At 57.8% G+C, this 15,840-nt stretch carries 16 protein-coding genes and 1 riboswitch; of the genes, 6 read left to right on the top strand and 10 right to left on the bottom strand.

From position 1 onward, the window contains the following. Positions 1 to 63: 63 nt before the first annotated feature. Positions 64 to 921 carry an SGNH/GDSL hydrolase family protein gene (locus AARI_RS05205; protein WP_013348283.1) on the top strand — a complete coding sequence of 286 codons (858 nt, stop codon included), beginning with the start codon at positions 64 to 66 and terminating at the stop codon, positions 919 to 921. 83 nt (positions 922 to 1,004) lie between these two features. On the opposite strand, the gene metX is transcribed toward AARI_RS05205, so the two are convergent. Further along, positions 1,005 to 2,150 (bottom strand): homoserine O-acetyltransferase MetX, encoded by a 1,146-nt coding sequence (gene metX / locus AARI_RS05200; protein ID WP_013348282.1) that lies wholly within the window; start codon positions 2,148 to 2,150, stop codon positions 1,005 to 1,007. A 2-nt stretch (positions 2,151 to 2,152) separates the two neighbouring features. After that, positions 2,153 to 3,496 carry a bifunctional o-acetylhomoserine/o-acetylserine sulfhydrylase gene (locus AARI_RS05195; protein WP_013348281.1) on the bottom strand — a complete coding sequence of 448 codons (1,344 nt, stop codon included), beginning with the start codon at positions 3,494 to 3,496 and terminating at the stop codon, positions 2,153 to 2,155. A gap of 91 nt (positions 3,497 to 3,587) precedes the next feature. Continuing rightward, positions 3,588 to 3,706: riboswitch (SAM riboswitch) on the bottom strand. Positions 3,707 to 3,879: 173 nt separating this feature from the next. On the opposite strand from AARI_RS05195, the gene AARI_RS05190 reads away from it, so the two are divergent. Continuing rightward, positions 3,880 to 4,524: a VOC family protein gene (locus AARI_RS05190; RefSeq protein ID WP_013348280.1), complete on the top strand. Its 645-nt coding sequence runs from the start codon at positions 3,880 to 3,882 to the stop codon at positions 4,522 to 4,524. Positions 4,525 to 4,573: 49 nt separating this feature from the next. Here AARI_RS05190 and AARI_RS05185 read toward each other — a convergent pair whose 3' ends face one another. Next, positions 4,574 to 5,011, bottom strand: coding sequence for a GNAT family acetyltransferase (locus AARI_RS05185; RefSeq protein WP_013348279.1), 438 nt, complete (start codon positions 5,009 to 5,011; stop codon positions 4,574 to 4,576). 18 nt (positions 5,012 to 5,029) lie between these two features. Further along, positions 5,030 to 5,812, bottom strand: coding sequence for a CPBP family intramembrane glutamic endopeptidase (locus AARI_RS05180; RefSeq protein WP_013348278.1), 783 nt, complete (start codon positions 5,810 to 5,812; stop codon positions 5,030 to 5,032). 96 nt (positions 5,813 to 5,908) lie between these two features. Here AARI_RS05180 and AARI_RS05175 point away from each other — a divergent pair, with 96 nt between their 5' ends. From AARI_RS05175 to AARI_RS05165, 3 genes are all read left to right on the top strand, one after another. Continuing rightward, positions 5,909 to 6,754: a phosphotransferase family protein gene (locus tag AARI_RS05175; protein ID WP_013348277.1), complete on the top strand. Its 846-nt coding sequence runs from the start codon at positions 5,909 to 5,911 to the stop codon at positions 6,752 to 6,754. Then, entirely contained in the window at positions 6,751 to 7,644 is an 894-nt protein-coding gene (locus tag AARI_RS05170; RefSeq protein ID WP_013348276.1) for a phosphotransferase, read from the top strand. The genes AARI_RS05175 and AARI_RS05170 overlap by 4 nt, the downstream gene beginning before the upstream one ends. A gap of 221 nt (positions 7,645 to 7,865) precedes the next feature. Further along, on the top strand, positions 7,866 to 8,300 hold the full coding sequence (locus AARI_RS05165; RefSeq protein WP_013348275.1) for a hypothetical protein: 435 nt from the start codon (positions 7,866 to 7,868) through the stop codon (positions 8,298 to 8,300). 148 nt (positions 8,301 to 8,448) lie between these two features. On the opposite strand, the gene tpx is transcribed toward AARI_RS05165, so the two are convergent. Continuing rightward, on the bottom strand, positions 8,449 to 8,946 hold the full coding sequence (gene tpx / locus AARI_RS05160; protein WP_013348274.1) for a thiol peroxidase: 498 nt from the start codon (positions 8,944 to 8,946) through the stop codon (positions 8,449 to 8,451). A gap of 98 nt (positions 8,947 to 9,044) precedes the next feature. On the opposite strand from tpx, the gene AARI_RS05155 reads away from it, so the two are divergent. Beyond that, positions 9,045 to 9,671, top strand: a complete 627-nt coding sequence (locus AARI_RS05155) for a class I SAM-dependent methyltransferase (protein WP_013348273.1) — start codon at positions 9,045 to 9,047, stop codon at positions 9,669 to 9,671. Positions 9,672 to 9,792: 121 nt separating this feature from the next. Here AARI_RS05155 and hutI read toward each other — a convergent pair whose 3' ends face one another. From hutI to AARI_RS05130, 5 genes are all read right to left on the bottom strand, one after another. Further along, positions 9,793 to 10,980, bottom strand: a complete 1,188-nt coding sequence (hutI, locus tag AARI_RS05150) for an imidazolonepropionase (RefSeq protein ID WP_013348272.1) — start codon at positions 10,978 to 10,980, stop codon at positions 9,793 to 9,795. 136 nt (positions 10,981 to 11,116) lie between these two features. Continuing rightward, positions 11,117 to 12,064 carry a carbohydrate ABC transporter permease gene (locus tag AARI_RS05145; protein WP_013348271.1) on the bottom strand — a complete coding sequence of 316 codons (948 nt, stop codon included), beginning with the start codon at positions 12,062 to 12,064 and terminating at the stop codon, positions 11,117 to 11,119. Beyond that, entirely contained in the window at positions 12,061 to 13,200 is a 1,140-nt protein-coding gene (locus tag AARI_RS05140; protein WP_013348270.1) for a carbohydrate ABC transporter permease, read from the bottom strand. Before AARI_RS05140 ends, AARI_RS05145 begins: the two co-directional genes overlap by 4 nt. Before the next feature lie 67 nt (positions 13,201 to 13,267). Further along, positions 13,268 to 14,623 carry an ABC transporter substrate-binding protein gene (locus AARI_RS05135; protein WP_041649406.1) on the bottom strand — a complete coding sequence of 452 codons (1,356 nt, stop codon included), beginning with the start codon at positions 14,621 to 14,623 and terminating at the stop codon, positions 13,268 to 13,270. A gap of 136 nt (positions 14,624 to 14,759) precedes the next feature. Next, entirely contained in the window at positions 14,760 to 15,776 is a 1,017-nt protein-coding gene (locus tag AARI_RS05130; RefSeq protein ID WP_013348268.1) for a LacI family DNA-binding transcriptional regulator, read from the bottom strand. Between the last annotated feature and the right edge of the window lie 64 nt (positions 15,777 to 15,840).

Here is a 15,840-nt window from a genome sequence, read left to right as displayed (position 1 = left end):
CAGCCCCAGGAATCATCCTTGAGAATGATTGACTAGAAGTTACCCATTGGTAACAATAGATTCGTGCCAAACGAATTTTCTCCTGAATCAACAGAATCCCTAGAAACCCCAGCCCATCCATGGCGCCGCTATGTCGCCATCGGAGACTCCTTCACCGAAGGCATTGGGGACCCGGATCCCGCAAACGTTGGCCGGCATCTTGGCTGGGCCGATCGCTTGGCACATGAACTGAGCAGCACGGTTCCGGACTTCGCATATGCCAATCTCGCGATTCGTGGGCGGCTCATCGGGCAAATCGTTTCCGAGCAGCTTGATCCTTGCATTGAGCTGAAGCCTGATCTGATCTCCCTCTGCGCCGGCGGCAACGACGTACTGCGCCCTGGCGGCGACCCCGACAAGATTGCCGACATCCTCGATAACGCGGTAGCCAAGCTCACCTCCACCGGCGCCACGCTCCTGCTGTTCACCGGACCCGATATCCGCGATACCCCGGTCCTTGGAAGCATCCGCGGCAAGGTGGCAATCTACAACGAAAACGTGCGCACCGTAGCCGCACGCCATGACGCCATCGTTGCGGATATGTGGGCTCTGCAGGAGCTGCACCAGTCCCAGATGTGGGCACCGGACCGCCTGCACTTCTCCCCTATCGGCCACCAGCGCATTGCCGCCATGGCCTTGGACTCGCTGAATGTCCCGCATCAGCTGGATACCGAAATCGCCCCGGTTGTCGAGCAGCGCAGCTGGCGAGAAGCCCGCAAGGAAGATCTGCAGTGGGCACGCGAGCATCTGGCGCCGTGGGTATTGCGCCGTTTGCGCCACCAGTCCTCCGGCGATGGCATCACCGCGAAACGTCCTTCGGCTGCACCATTTGCGAACACCATGCCCAATGATTCCCTCGGTGCAGGCGACAGCGCAAATTAGCTAGTAAAAGCCAGAAGCAGTTCCACCGATAACTGGTGGAACTGCTTCTGGCTTTACAAGCGATACGGCTACGCGGCCGATGATCAGTCTCCGAATACCAACGTCCGAAGGACTCCATCGAGCTGCTTGGCATCGGTCAGGAAGCCATCATGTCCGATGGGCGAATCAATGTAGTGCACAGGCTTCGGCTTGGCCAGCGACGAAGCCAGTTTCACCGACTGCACTGGGAAGTACAGGCGGTCACTGGTCACCGCTGCAACTACCACGTTGACTTTCGCCAAGCGGGCCAACGCAGCTTCCAAGGATTCATGGCCGCGAGCCACATCGTGGCTCATCAGCGCTTCGGTGAGCACGAGATAGCTGTTGGCATCAAAGCGATTCACCAGCTTGCTGGCTTGGTGATCCAAATAGCTTTCCACCTGGTAACGCCCACGCGCTCCGTCGAGCTGGCCCGTTGGCTTCTCGCCTTCTTGCGGGTTGCGCGAGAAACGGGTTTCGAGCTCGGCTTCAGAACGATAGGTGATGTGGGCCAGGCGGCGGGCCAAACCCAGACCAGCGTCCGGGCGGGCCTCATTGCCGTAGTAATCGCCATTGCAGAAGTGCGGATCCAAGCGGATGGACTGGGTCTGCACCTGGGCGAAGGCGATTTGCTCGGCAGTTGCCTGCGCGCTGGATGCCATCACCACCAGATTCTTCACCTGCTGCGGGAACTGCACCGCGTACTCCAGAGCACGCGCCCCGCCCATCGAACCACCGATGACCGCATGCCAGGAATCAATTCCCAGCTGCTTGGCCAGACGCGCTTCGAGGCGCACCGAGTCCTTGATGGTCACGAACGGGAAGCGCGAACCGTAGGGCACGGCTTGCTCATCCAGGGACGCCGGGCCGGTGGATCCATTGCAACCGCCCACCATGTTGATGGACACGACGAAGTACTCATTGGTGTCAATCGTGGCGCCAGGGCCCACGAAACCTTCCCACCAGCCGTCGCTTTGCGAATCGCCTTGGGCAACGTGCGCGTCACCGGTCAGTGCATGCATCACCAGTACCGCGTTGGAACCGTCGGCAGCAAGGGTTCCCCAGGTTTCAAAGCCCAGCTCCACCTCGGGAAGGTATCCGCCAAATTCAAAGCGGTGCTCCCCCACGGAACTACGACGCAAAATGCCGTCTTGTCCGCCAGCGAGCTCTTCGGCGCGAAGAGTATCTTCAGTAGTCACAATGGATGCCATGCCTAGAGAGTTTCCTGCAGTTCCTTGTTCTCAAGGGCGCCGACAGCTGCGAAGCCCAGTTCCAAATCGGCCAGAATGTCCTTGATGTTCTCCAGCCCAACGCTCAGGCGCACCAGTCCCGGGCTGACGCCAGCGGCAACCTGCTCGGCCTCGGAAAGCTGCGCGTGGGTCGTGGAGGCCGGGTGGATGACCAAGGAGCGCACGTCGCCGATATTCGCCACGTTGGAGTGCAGCACCAGCGCGTCGACGAAGGCCTGGCCTGCTTCTGAGCCGCCTTCCAATTCGAAGGCGATGACCGAGCCAGCGCCCTGGTCGCTGTACTTCTGCGCACGCTCGTACCAAGGCGAGGACTTCAGGCCTGCGTAAGCAACCTTGCGCACTTCGCCGCGGGCTTCGAGCCAGTTGGCAACCTCGACGGCGTTCTGGCCGTGGCGCTCAATGCGCAGCGACAAGGTTTCCAGCCCCTGGGCGATCAGGAAAGCATTGAACGGTGCAACCGAGGCGCCCAAGTCGCGCAGCAGCTGCACACGGGCCTTGAGGATGTAGGCCAGATTCGCGCCCAGGATGCCATTGACACCCAGGTCGCGGGCGAAGACCAGGCCGTTGTAGGACTCATCCGGGGTGTTGAATCCTGGGAAGCGTTCCGCATCCTTGCCGAAGTCGAATTTGCCCGAATCCACGATGACGCCTGCGATGGCATTTCCGTGGCCGCCAAGGAATTTGGTAGCCGAGTGGATCACGATATCCGCGCCCCACTCAATCGGGCGGATCAGGTACGGGGTGGCCAGGGTGTTGTCCACCAGCAGCGGCACGCCGGCTTCGTGGGCGATGGCCGAAATGTCCTCGATATTCAGGACATCCTGACGCGGATTGGAGATGCTCTCTCCGAAGAATGCCTTGGTGTTCGGGCGGACGGCGGCACGCCATTCATCGAGGTTATCCGGATCAGAGACGAAGGTGACCTCGATGCCCAGGCGTTTCAGGGTGTGCTTGAGCAGGTTCTGCGTTCCGCCGTAAAGGCTTGGGCTGGCAACCAGGTGGTCGCCGGCTTCGGCCAAGTTCAAGATGGCGAAGGTGGTTGCTGCCTGTCCCGATGAGAGCAGCAGTGCTCCGACACCGCCTTCAAGGTCGGCAATGCGGGTTTCCACTGCGTCGGTCGTCGGGTTTCCGATACGCGTGTAGATCGGCTCCAATTCTTGCAGCGCGAATCGCGCAGCAGCGCTCTTGGCGCTAGGGAAGACGAAAGAAGTGGTCTGGAAAATAGGGAGAGCTCGTGCTCCAGTTGTCGGATCCGGGGTCTGGCCGGAGTGGATCTGACGGGTTTCAAATGACCAGTTGCTGCTCATGGTTTCCTCCAAATAGCGTTTCATGACTATGGGGGTACGCCACTGAAAAGACACCGACAGGAAGCACCGTATCGAGAGAACTTCCAGGGGTAACCCGCGCTTGTCCTTGATGCCTTGCGCATTCAAGGGCCAGGTCTTCACCCGGGGCACCCCACCGCGGTGGAGGGTTGCCGCCCAGTAAGCCGGGGCTTGTTACTGGGACTCATGACCTGCATCCAGTTTGCCCGAGAACCGAAGATCTTTGCAATGCAGGCGCTTGATCTTGGACTCAATCGGTCATATTCCGTATTTTTGAGGACTTTTCCGCAGACTATTCGATAGCATTCACCCCGCTTAGGGTTGCCTAAGTAGAGACTGTCATCACATGTTGCCATGATGGGCACATGATGAGGCTAGATCACGTAAGTTATGCATGCGGCCCTGATGGGCTGATGCCAACCGCGCAAAGAATCTCCGAGTCGCTCGGCTTGGAGTTCGTCAAGGGTGGCGTGCATCCACGATTCGGAACACGCAATGTCATCTTCCCGCTCAAGCACGGCCAGTACTTGGAAGTAGTCGAGGTGCTGAACCACCCGGCCAGCGACAAGGCACCCTTCGGACAGGCTGTTCGCGCCCGCTCGGAACTCGGCGGTGGCTGGATGGGCTGGTGCGTCTCGGTGGAGGATCTATCCAGCGCCGAAGACCGCCTGGGCCGCAAGTCAGTGCCTGGCAACCGCAAGTTCCCTGATGGCCGCGAACTGACCTGGCAGCAAATTGGCATCAAGGGCCTGATCGCCGACCCGCAGTGCCCATACCTGATCTCATGGGATGACGGTACTGAGGACCTGCATCCGTCCAAGTCGCTTGAACCGGTTGGTGCCATCAGCGAGATAGCCATCGCCGGTTCGCGCGAACGGGTGCTGGATTGGCTCGGCCAGCCGCAGAACGTCAATTTGGGAGCTGTCACCATGCAATATGAAGCTCCGAATGGCACTCCGGGCATCATGTCGGTAACCTTTGAAACCGAGTCCGGCACCGTGGTGCTGTAAGAAGTTCAAAAATGAACTCACGAAGGCGGGGACAATGGCGTCCCCGCCTTCATTCTTTTCCGGCTCTTGCCTCAGACTGGTCCAGACGCCGGCCCAAGACAACGACCTGCTGGTCTTCAAAGCCCAGGGGTTCATAGAAATCGATGACGCTAGCGTTTTCGCTGCGGACCATGAGCTGCACCTTGGGCACTGCCCGTTCTCGCAGCCACCGGCTGGCCGCATCCACCAAGGACCTGCCCAGGCCATTGCCCTGCCTGCGCGGATCCACCGCAACGTAGTAGAGCCAACCGCGGTGCCCGTCATGGCCAGTCATCGCAGTGCCCACAACCTGATCATTTTCGATCATGGCCAGCACCGTAGAGGTGGGTTCGCGCAAAGCCCGTCGAGCGTCAGCGAGCGGATCATTCCACGGACGAGTCAGCCCGGTGGTTTCCCACAAGTCAACAGCTTGGTGGAGGTATTTCTCGCTCAGCTCGGTAATCTGCATCAGCCCAGCATAACGGCACTATTGGCCGATTCCGATGGCCGGCCCAATCAATGCATAGCCGACGAACCCGATGGCATCGAGCAGGAAGTGCGCAATGACCAGCGGCATGACCCGCCCGTACTTCTGGTAGATCCAGCCGAACACCACGCCCATGAGCATGTTGCCGATCATCGGACCTGCACCTTGGTACAGGTGGTAGCTGCCGCGGATGACAGCGGAAAGGATGATGATGGACCACGGGCCCATTTTCAATTTCCTGGTATAGGTGAACAGGAATCCGAGCATCAGGACTTCTTCGAGCACCGCATGGCGTACGGCCGAGAGCAGAAGCACCGGCACGCTCCACCAATAATCTCCCAAGTTCGCTGCAGACAGTGCCGTCGTGATGCCCAAAGCCCGCCCCGCGGCATAGACTCCCAGCGTGCCTACGCCCATGGCCAAGAACAGTCCTGCTCCAAGCAGCGCGTCCTTGCCCGGCTTGCGTATATCGAAACCGATATCGCGGATGGTTCTCCCGGTAGTGCGCTTCATCAGATACAACGCCAGCACCACTGGAACCAGGGCAAAGATGATGTCCAGCAGCTGGTAGGAGAAGTCAAAGAATTCCCGGGTGCTCAGCTGGTTATTCAGCGACGTTGTCTGCTCGCGCAATGGAGCCCGGGTGACTTTGTCCGCAAAGCTGAGCAGCGAGTAGACCGCGCTTTGCCCCAAGGACAGCGCAAGTACCAAGACGATCTCAAACCCGAAGGTCTTGCGGGTTGCCTTCTGCTCAATTTGTTCAGCGTTCACGTTTTCGATCATAGGCTGATCTGGCTGTGCGCGTACTGAGGAAGCGCGTGGCAAACCTGCGATAGCCTGAGATCAAGACCGCCAGCGAGCTACATGAGAAGAGTGCCAGTGAGCCGACCTGCCACCAAAGAAGAATTGCAGATTGCCCGCCAGCTTTGCCCCGATCTCTCATGGGATGACGCGGCAGTAAACGAGGGCGGACAGTTCCACAAGGTGATCATTGCCAACCCGCAGGCAGCCATTCGCATGGCACGCACGCCGCAAGCCACCGAGCAGATGCCCCGCACCTTGGACCTTCTGGACCGTCTCGAAAGCCAGTTGGATTACCAGATCCCGGTGGCCACCTCTCAGATCCTGAGCGTTGATGGCTTGAGTACGGTGGCGATGTCATTCATTCCAGGCAGTGCCCACGAACCGCACTATGGAGATCCGCAAGTTCTGGGCAAGGTAGTGAAGGACTTGGCCGAGATTCCGTTGGAACCCATCAGCGATCACCTGGCCACGCCATTTGCCTTCCGCGGCCCATGGACCGAAGAACGCCAGCAGCAGTGCTACGACGCCCTGCCCGATGAACTGCGCCCGGCGGCCAGAAGCCTGTGGGCACAGCTTGATGAGTTGGCACAGGTGCCCGCGGCACTAGTACACGGAGATCTGGCCGGGCACAATATGCACTGGGTTGGCGAAGAACTGATTGGCATTCTGGACTGGGATCTGGCCGCGGCGTGGGATCCTGCGCTTAACACCGCATACCTGAGCCTGTGGCATGGACTGGAAATGGTGGACTTGATTGCGCCGAGTCCGGATGAGGCCTGCCGTGCGAAGATCTGGCTGGGGTTGATGAGTTTGGAACGGCTTTCGGATACCCTCTCGCGCACCGACAACCCGAAGATGGGCAAGCTCATGCGCAAGATTGGTCCGCGGATCCTGAATGCGGCGGAAGCTGTTCTGGTTTGACGTTCAATTCCCAGATCACTTCCCCGCAGCAAGCAGCGGAAGAGCTTGCGCTGAATCGTGGAGCGCACGAGCTGAGGCTATTGGGTGCAGGCGTGGAGTTCCTGTTTTTCAGCACGCGGGCAGGGACACGGCGTGAAGGCTACCGCGTACCTCGCGCACGTGTTTTTGACACCGTGAATAATCCAGGGATTCAGGCTTTGGAGCTCCAACGCAAAGAACTGCGGCTCAGCGCCTGGGCCTTGGGGCATGGTGTGCCTTCTGCGAATCCGACGGAGCTGGTGGATCAAGGCGGGTATTCGGTGCTGGTCACCGAAGTTATCGACGACGACCAGACGCCGGTAAACCAGCAGGCGTTGGGGGCTGTCCTGGCCAAGATGCACCAGGTTGAGCCACTAGCTAGTGAAGTAGCCCGATGCCCGGATATCTATGATTATCTGGCTCAGCGCATCGGTGATCGTCATTCGAGAATTAGTACCGATCATCAGCTGCCAGCCTTGCCTAAACCAACTCATCTGGCCAAGGTGCTCCAACGTTCGTTGCACCGGGTCAGCCAGCTGCATCTGGATATTCGCCGGCAGAACATTCGTGTGGCTGCCGGTGAACCGCGGGCATTGTTTGATTGGAGCAACGCACTCACTGCTGCTCCAGAACTCGAGATGGCGCGTATTCGCGAATACGCTCAGATACCAGAAAACGCTCTGGACTACATGGACATCCTTGCCGGCTACCGTGCTTATGGCGGAACCATCGATGAGTCCACGACCGCTTGGGCGGTGCTGCGTCTGGATGCTGCTCTCATGCTGGCCGGTGTTTTCACCTCGGTGAGCCCGAACGAAGAACTTGCCAGTGTATTCCTCAATAGGGTTCGGATCCTGCTGCAGGCTCTATAGGCTTCACGCAGGCACAGGAGGCTTTGCCGCAGGGTTATGCTTAGAGTTGGTACCTAAAATGAATTCGCGTCAGATGTACGTCGTGCGCCCTCAAGGAACTTTTTATGTCTTCAAATGGCGTAAGTACACCGCGGAAATTAAAACCTCGAGCGGCTCAGGAACCGTGTTCTCCCCAACCGGAATCCAGTTTCGAGTCGTAGCTTCCTAGGCGAGGAGAAATTATGACACTGAAAAATGCATTCGCGCTCACAATCATCGTAGGAACTTCAATGGCGTTCACCGGTTGTTCTGCCAGCGATTCCAGCAGCCCGGCTACGCCAGCTACCGAATCGATGATGCCGTTGCAAGGCCACGAGCTAGCTGCCCTCACCACGGTAGTTGACCAGAAGGACCAGAATATCTCCCTTGCGATTCCGCTCCGCGGCGGCGATTACGCGGTTGCGCTCGAATGCTCGGGCAAAGATACGTTGTCCACCATCGCATGGCAAAGCGATGATAAAAAGGAGAACGGAGAAATCAGCGTGCCTTGCACATTTGAAGGCGTAAATGTCCGCGAACAGATTTCTCTTAACGGCTACTCAAGTTCGCTGACTTTCGTCACCAGCGAGTTGCAAGGATACGAACTTACGGTATCAATTGCCTCAACTGCGAATTAGCACTTGATGATGGTCCTTCCCGTTGTCTTCGTATATCAGGCTTTAGCGAAACATTATTTTGTTCCAACGCGTTGAAAACGCAAAATGCCCACCCGAGTTCGCGGCTCGCGTGGGCATTTCGGTGCATCGTCGCCGATGCAATAAAGCTTTAGCTCAAGGCTGCGATGGTTGCATCGTAGTCTGGCTCGGTGGTGATCTCAGGGACTACCTGGGTGTAGGTCACCTTTCCGGTCTCATCCAAGACGATGACCGAGCGCGCCAGCAGGCCAGCCAGTGGACCGTCGATCTGGGTCACGCCGTAGTCCGAACCGAAGTCCGAGCGGAAGACCGAAGCAGCGGTGACGTTCTCGATGTCTTCGGCACCGCAGAAGCGGCCCAATGCGAATGGCAGGTCAGCGGAAACGCACACTACTGTGGTGTTCTCCAGGCCGGCAGCCAGTTCGTTGAAACGGCGAACGCTGGCAGCGCAGACACCGGTATCAACTGATGGGAAGATGTTCAGGACTACGCGGCGGCCAGCCAGCGACTCGCTGGTGACATCTGCAAGGCCGGTGTCGGTGAGGGTGAATGCTGGAGCCTGCGAGCCTACGGCTGGCAGTTCACCAATGGTCTGTACGGGAGTTCCCTTAAAAGCAGTATTAGCCATAGGTCTTGTTTATCATGGATGCCTAATCCGGAGCCATATTTTCAGCCAACAAGCGCAAACAAGTCGCTCACGCCTTGTGCTCATGCAAGACTGTGGAGATGGGCACGAACTACGATGCATATGCGGCCAAGATGCGAGCGCTGACTCTGGACGGTACTGATTTGGAAGTAGTCGCCCGATTCACTGACATGCTATGCCACCGTGAATCACAGGTTCTGGACATCGGCTGCGGCGTGGGCAATACGGTCAATGCGCTGCGCCGCATGGGACACCATGCCTACGGCATAGACCCCACACCCCAAGTCCTGGAAGTAGCTGCAGAGCTATTCGACGGGACCTGGTTCAGGCAGCTGTCAGCGAATCAGCTGGAGAGCGCCTCTTTGCGCAGCCATGGCCTGCCCGAACAGTACGACGCCATTTTGCTGGCCGGCAATGTTCCGGCATTCATCCCACGCGAACAGCTACGGGGAATTTTCAGTTTGGCCGATCAGGTGCTCAGTTCTTCGGGCGTGCTCATTATCGGCACCACCAGCCATACCAAAGGCGGGTCAGCAGACCAGGACGAGCTTCGCCAAGGTACTTCGCTGCAACTGATGCAACGATTCTCCGACTGGCATTTATCTCCCTACCAGTCAGATTCCCCGTGGTCGGTCAGCGTCTACGCGCACATCAAGCAGCGTTCCGGGTTCCCGATCCCAGACGGAATATTCGTATTGCCGTCCTAGTCTCATGGACAGTGAGAGTCGAAATGGCGGCTACCATTTCATCGGCTTCCTCACTCGCCGGCGGGAATCCCCGAGCATAGTGTCCGGTGCAGCACGGTTCTCGGTGGCCTGCGGCAAACCGCTAGATTGCTTTGCCGGCCCGATATACGCTGTGGGTCAGGTTCATTCCGGGACGGTATGCCAGATGCGCAGCAACCGGAGCGTCAAGCACATGCAGATCAGCACGTTTGCCTACCTCGATGGAACCGGTTTGGCCGGCAACTCCGAGGGCCAAGGCGCCGCCGTAGGTTGCCGCTTCGATTGCCTCAGCCAGCGACAGGTTCATTTGGAGCACTGCGGTAGCCACGCAGAAGTTCATATTGCTCGTGTAGCTGGTACCCGGATTGCAGTTGCTGGCCAAAGCAATTCGCACACCTGCATCAAGCAGTTCGCGGCCCGGGGCAAGCGGCTGTCGCGTAGACAGGTCGCAGGCGGGCAAGCAGGTTGCTACCGTGCCCGGAGTTCCTGTCCGTGTGGCTGAGTCCCAGCCGGCCCAACTTCCGGCGAGCGCCTGGATGTCCTCTTCCTCCAGATAATTCACGTGGTCTACAGAGTGGCTGCCGAACTCCACTGCCAGCTGCACTCCTGGGCCAGGACCCAGCTGGTTTCCGTGGACCTTGGTCGCCAGTCCCTTTGCCCTTGCCGCTTCCAGGACCCGGCGCGATTGTTCTTCAGTGAAAGCTCCGCGTTCGCAGAAGACATCGACGAAGTCAACGTTATCTGCCACGGCATCCAGCATCGGGCCAGTTACCAACTCCGTGTACTCATCGGCATCCCATCCTGCAGGTACCAAGTGCGCACCGAGGAAGGTCAAGGAATCAACCAGCGGTTTGCCCAGCACCGAATGCCGGGTCTCTTCATCCACTGCCAGGCCATAACCGGTCTTGGTTTCCATCCATGTGGTGCCCATTGCCAGAGCTTCCGCCCGGCGTGCAGCCACAGCTTCGCTCAGCTCGTTATCGGAAAGCTGGCTGGTAGCTGAAGTGGTGACCGCGATGCCGCCGGCGGCATACGACTGCCCGGCCATGCGTGCCACGAATTCTTCGGCCCGGTCGCCCCCGAAAATCAGGTGGCTGTGGGAGTCAACCCAGCCGGGCAAAACCGCACGCCCGCCGAGATCAATCGATTCATCGGCTTGCGGTGCCTGGCCCATGTCACCGACCCATGCGATCAGGCTGTCTTGGATCAGCACCGCGGCGTGTTCCAGCACCCGGGCGTTTTGGTCAACCGTAGTCAGCTGTCCAATGTTGGTAAGCAACAGGGTTGCCATGAGAATTCCGCCTTCGTGGTGTTGCTGGTCCTTTAGGCATGAGCCTACCTAGGATCCATGGCTTGGGAACAGAGAACCAGAGGGTGTCCGTCTGAGATTTCAGACGGACACCCTCTGGTTCTGGAACGAGCTCGACTTAGCCCTTGCTGGCTCCTGCCAGCAAACCTCGCACGAAGAATCGTTGCAGTGCGAAGAAGACAACCAGCGGAATGATCATCGAGATGAACGCTCCGGCTGTGAGCAGCTCCCACGATTGGCCATAAGAACCTGAGAGGTCTTGAAGCGCCTTGGTAATCGGAAGTTCCCCACCGGAGGTGAAGACCGTGGCCACCAGCAAATCATTCCATACCCAGAGGAATTGGAAAATTCCAAACGACGCGATGGCAGGAGTCGCCAGCGGAAGGACGATACGAGTGAATATAGTTCCGTGCCCGGCACCGTCTACTCGTGCAGCTTCAATGACTTCTTCCGGGATTTCCGAAATGAAGTTATGCAGCATGAAGATCGCCAGAGGCAAGGCGAAAATCGTATGGGCAATCCAAACCTTGGCATAGGCGCCGTCGAGCCCATTAACGCCTAGCCCGGGAAGGATATACAACTCACCGATTTTCACGCCATCGGAAAACATCTGCAGCAGTGGAACCAGCGCCATCTGGATCGGGACAATCTGCAATGCAAAGACCAAGATGAATAGAGTGTTGCGCCCTTTGAAATTGATCCAGGCAAAAGCGTAGGCCGCCAAGCTGGCAATGATGATCGGGATGATGGCAGCCGGGATCGTAATGACCAAGGAGTTCAAGAACGCCTTGGACAGCGGCAAGCTGTCGCCCGAGACGAACGCTTGCGCGTAGTTCTCCAGCGTAAATGACGGGTTGGACAGGGCCGTCCACCAACCAGTGGTTTTGATGTCGTTGGCTTCACGGAATGAGGAGACAAAAAGCCCAAATGTCGGGATGGTCCAGATCGCGGCGATAAGGAACGCAGCGGCCGTGGCAATTCGAGACGAACTGGCCTTGCGCAGTTTCCCGCCGGTTTTTTCGGTGGCTTTAAGCAAGCGGCGCGAGGAATCACTGACCGTACTCATCGAGTGCCTCCTTGTTTCTTTTGCTGGCGAACGTTGTAGATGATGATCGGAAGCACCAGGACAAACAGGACTACTGCCAATGCGGAGCTGTAACCGGTGCGGCTGCCCAGCTGGAACTGCCGGACCATTTCGTAGGCCAGAACCGTGGTCTCGGAGCGTCCACCGGTCATGGAGGACACGATGTCATAGACCTTCAGCGAAGCAATGGAAATGGTGGTCAGCACAACGATGACCGATGAGCGGATTCCCGGCAGCGTGACATTCATGAAGCTCTGCCACGGGGTGGTACCGTCCAAGGCAGCTGCTTCAAGCTGTTCGGCAGGGACCGCTTTAATTGCCGCGGACAGAATCACCATGGCGAAGCCAGCTTGGGTCCAGATCAGGATGATGACCAGGAACAGGGTGTTCCATGGTTCCAGTCCTAGCCAGTCCACCGGTTTCGCCCCGAAGGCGGTGATGATTGCGTTCAATACGCCAATTTGTTCGCCTTGCCGCGCATCATAGAAGAATTTGAAGATGATCGACGCGCCAACAAATGAAATTGCCATCGGCATGAAAACGAGCAGCTTGAAGAACTTCTCACCACGGCTCTTGTCGATGAAGGCGGCGTAGGCCAAGCCGATAATCGTTGAAACCACCGGGGCTACCAAGACCCAGACCAGCGTATTGAGCAGGGCGGTCAAGCCATCGGGGCTGGTAAAGACCCAGGCGAAGTTCGCCAGCCCGGCAAATCCGGAGCCGTCGTTGGTCATGAAAGCACTAATTGCTGTTCGGATGGTTGGGTAAATCAGCCCTATTGCCAGCAAGATCATGGCCGGGGCCAGGAATCCTGTTAGCTGAAGAAAAGTGCCGGCCCCCGACCGTGAGCGGCGGTCATAGAAATACACGGCAAGACCGAGAACGGCAGCCACTGCGGCGACCCACATGACCGAGGCATATAGCCCGAGCAATAAGAGTATTACTACAGGAACGAGCACGGAGGCGAGCAAACGAAGAATTGCGAAGCCACGTCCACGGTTCGTAGAAACCTCAACGAACGCAAGTACCAGGCCGATCACCACGGCAAAGGAAAGCAAAGTTACCGGTATTTGAAGAAGCGGTGACAAGCCGGCAAGCCACTGGAAAAAATCAGACAAGAGTCATATCTCCTTTAAAGCTGGAGAAGGCCGGTTGAACCGGCCTCCCCCACTTATTCACTGGTGACTAAGAGTCGTAACCGGCTTGGATGTTCTCTAGAACTTCCTTGGTGGGCTTCCCATCGATCCAGTCCACAATTCCCTTCCAGAAGGAATCGGCACCGACGCTCTTTGGCATCAGGTCAGATCCGTCGAAACGGAAAGTGGTGCTTGGATCCTGCAGCAGTTCCACCGCAGAGCGCAGCAGATCACTGCTGGCATTTTCTGGATCAAGGCCGGAGTTTGCCGAGATCACGCCACCGAGCTTAACTCGGCTATTGGCCCAGTCTGCACTGGCCAGGTATTCCTGCACCTTCGCAGTGTCTTCGTCGTTCGAGAAGGCCGCGACGAATTCGCCACCGCCGACAACCGAAGTTGGATCACCCTCGTTGAATTGTGGTGCGATGAATGCCCAGACATCTCCGTCAGGAGCTACCGTAGGTGTTTCACCGTCTGCGTTCTTGGCATCAAGGATGAAGCCTTCGAGGAATGAAGCCTGGTGGGTCAGCGGGCAAGTGCCCTTGGCAACTGCGGTGCCGATGTCACCAAACGCGGTGGCATTAATGGACTTTACATCTCCATAGCCTGCGTTGACCTGCTTTGGATCCAGCAAGATCTCGCCAACTGAATCAAATGCGCTGGTGATTTCTGGCGAGGTGAATTCCAGTTCTCCGGACACCCATTTGTCATAGGCTTCGGTGCCCGACTGGCGCAGGACAGCGTCCTCAATCCAGTCAGTGCCTGGCCAACCCGATGCTTCGCCCGAGGCAAATCCTGCACACCAGGCAGGCTCATCGGTCTTCTTGGTAATTTCGGTTCCCAGCGCGGTCATTTCGTCCCAAGTCTTGGGAACGCTGACGCCCCATTCCTCGAACTGCTTGGGCGAATACCAGATGTAGCCCTTGACGCTGGCCATCAGCGGAGCACCATACTGGACGCCGTCCACCTTGCCGTAGTTCTGCCAGTCCTCAGACCAGTTCTTCCCCACTTCAGCTTGGGCGCCTTCAGGAAGTTTCTGCACCTTGCCCGAAGCTACGGTAGCTTCCAGCAAACCTGGCTGAGGGAAGACTGCTAGGTCAGGCGTATCTCCGCCCTGGACCTTGATGCCCAACTGGGATTCGAAGTTCTTGTCGCCGGTGTAGCGGATCTTGATGCCGTTCTCTTCAGACCAGTCGGCCCAGGACTTCTCGAGCAGCTCAGCTTCGGTGCCAGTGACTGGTCCGTAGACATCCACCACGCCGTCGGATTCGGCAACCTGGGTCTCCCCGCCTTGGGCATTGGGATCATTGGGATCTGCTCCCCCGGAGCAACCGGCCAGCAGCAAACCGATTGAGGCCACGGAAAGAGCGGGAACGAGCTTCAACCCACGTTTTGTTTTCTTCATGATGCCTTCCACTTTTGAGTTGTACCCTGCGGGAAGTTCCAGCTTGGCACGAGTGATCCCCTCCATAGTGACGCAGATCATCGACGCGCGTCAACTGCCGAGCGCACGAGACCCGGAGAAAATCCTCAAGAGGGGGCTAAACGGGAGCTATTCCAGAACTTTCCCTGATCACCATGACGGGAGTGAAGAGCTGTTGAATGACGTCGCTGGATCGGCCTTCGATCTGTTCCACCAGCGCGTCAACCGCGGTGTGGGCAATAACTTCACCGGAAGGTGCCACCGTGGTCAGCGCAGGCGAAACCATTTCTGCCGAACGGTCACCGATTCCCAAAGCGACAACCGAGACGTCCGCTGGAATCGACAAGCCAGCCATTCCTGCAGCATTCAGGAAACCAGCAGTGGCGAACTCTTTGAGTCCTACCACCGCACTCGGGCGCGGGTTGAATTTCAGGTAGCCGTCCAAGGCTTGCCGGCCACCGCGGGCGTTATTCTCCACGGGCATCTCAACAATTGACATATTCTGTGCCTGCGCTGATTCGGTGATGGCTCGTGCGGTACGGATTGCCGGGCCATTGCCAGCGGCCTGATCTTGTTGGGAAACATTGATGTACATGATGGATCGGTGACCCAATCCGGCCAGATGCTCTATTGCTAGGCGTCCTGCTTCAGCGAAATCATTGTCAACATAAATCACGTCATCGCTGTCATCGGGCCGGCCAATGGAAGCGAAAGGAATTTTGGCGCGACGCAGAACATCAAAGCGCGGATCAGAAACTGAAACCTCCATGAGCAGCACTCCGGCCACTAATTTCTGGGCAACAAGGCTTTCCATGCCCATGACGTCGGTCATCGGGTTGGACCAGAGCAGCATGTGATAGCCCAGGGCACGAGCCCGCTCCATGGCCGCAGTGACATACTCGAACTCAGTGGATGAGTAGCCGTCAACACTGGTTGGAAAATGCAATGCAAGGATGCCGCGACGTGCACCCGCCAGCCCCTGAGCAAAAGCGTTCGGGGTGTAATTCAAGTCCCGCATGGCGGCCAAAACCCTGGTCTTGGTCGCATCTGAGATGGTGCGCCGTCCACTGATCACGTAGGAAACGGTACTGGGAGATACGCCGGCAAGGCGTGCAACATCATCCCTTGTAGCCATTTGTCCTCCGCTTCAACATGCAGTTACGTAGCTTCTATTGAAACACGTCAGTGAACGGGCGCAC

It is taken from the genome of Glutamicibacter arilaitensis Re117 (assembly GCF_000197735.1).
Lineage (GTDB): Bacteria > Actinomycetota > Actinomycetes > Actinomycetales > Micrococcaceae > Glutamicibacter > Glutamicibacter arilaitensis.
This window is presented reverse-complemented; position numbering and strand designations above follow the sequence as displayed.

Excerpts from the sequence above, each read along its gene's own strand:
- metX (WP_013348282.1), bottom strand. The coding sequence starts at position 2,150 with ATGGCATCCATTGTGACTACTGAAGATACTCTTCGCGCCGAAGAGCTC.
- AARI_RS05195 (WP_013348281.1), bottom strand. The coding sequence starts at position 3,496 with ATGAGCAGCAACTGGTCATTTGAAACCCGTCAGATCCACTCCGGCCAG.
- AARI_RS05190 (WP_013348280.1), top strand. The coding sequence starts at position 3,880 with ATGATGAGGCTAGATCACGTAAGTTATGCATGCGGCCCTGATGGGCTG.
- AARI_RS05185 (WP_013348279.1), bottom strand. The coding sequence starts at position 5,011 with ATGCAGATTACCGAGCTGAGCGAGAAATACCTCCACCAAGCTGTTGAC.
- AARI_RS05180 (WP_013348278.1), bottom strand. The coding sequence starts at position 5,812 with ATGATCGAAAACGTGAACGCTGAACAAATTGAGCAGAAGGCAACCCGC.
- AARI_RS05165 (WP_013348275.1), top strand. The coding sequence starts at position 7,866 with ATGACACTGAAAAATGCATTCGCGCTCACAATCATCGTAGGAACTTCA.
- tpx (WP_013348274.1), bottom strand. The coding sequence starts at position 8,946 with ATGGCTAATACTGCTTTTAAGGGAACTCCCGTACAGACCATTGGTGAA.
- AARI_RS05155 (WP_013348273.1), top strand. The coding sequence starts at position 9,045 with ATGGGCACGAACTACGATGCATATGCGGCCAAGATGCGAGCGCTGACT.
- hutI (WP_013348272.1), bottom strand. The coding sequence starts at position 10,980 with ATGGCAACCCTGTTGCTTACCAACATTGGACAGCTGACTACGGTTGAC.
- AARI_RS05145 (WP_013348271.1), bottom strand. The coding sequence starts at position 12,064 with ATGAGTACGGTCAGTGATTCCTCGCGCCGCTTGCTTAAAGCCACCGAA.
- AARI_RS05135 (WP_041649406.1), bottom strand. The coding sequence starts at position 14,623 with ATGAAGAAAACAAAACGTGGGTTGAAGCTCGTTCCCGCTCTTTCCGTG.
- AARI_RS05130 (WP_013348268.1), bottom strand. The coding sequence starts at position 15,776 with ATGGCTACAAGGGATGATGTTGCACGCCTTGCCGGCGTATCTCCCAGT.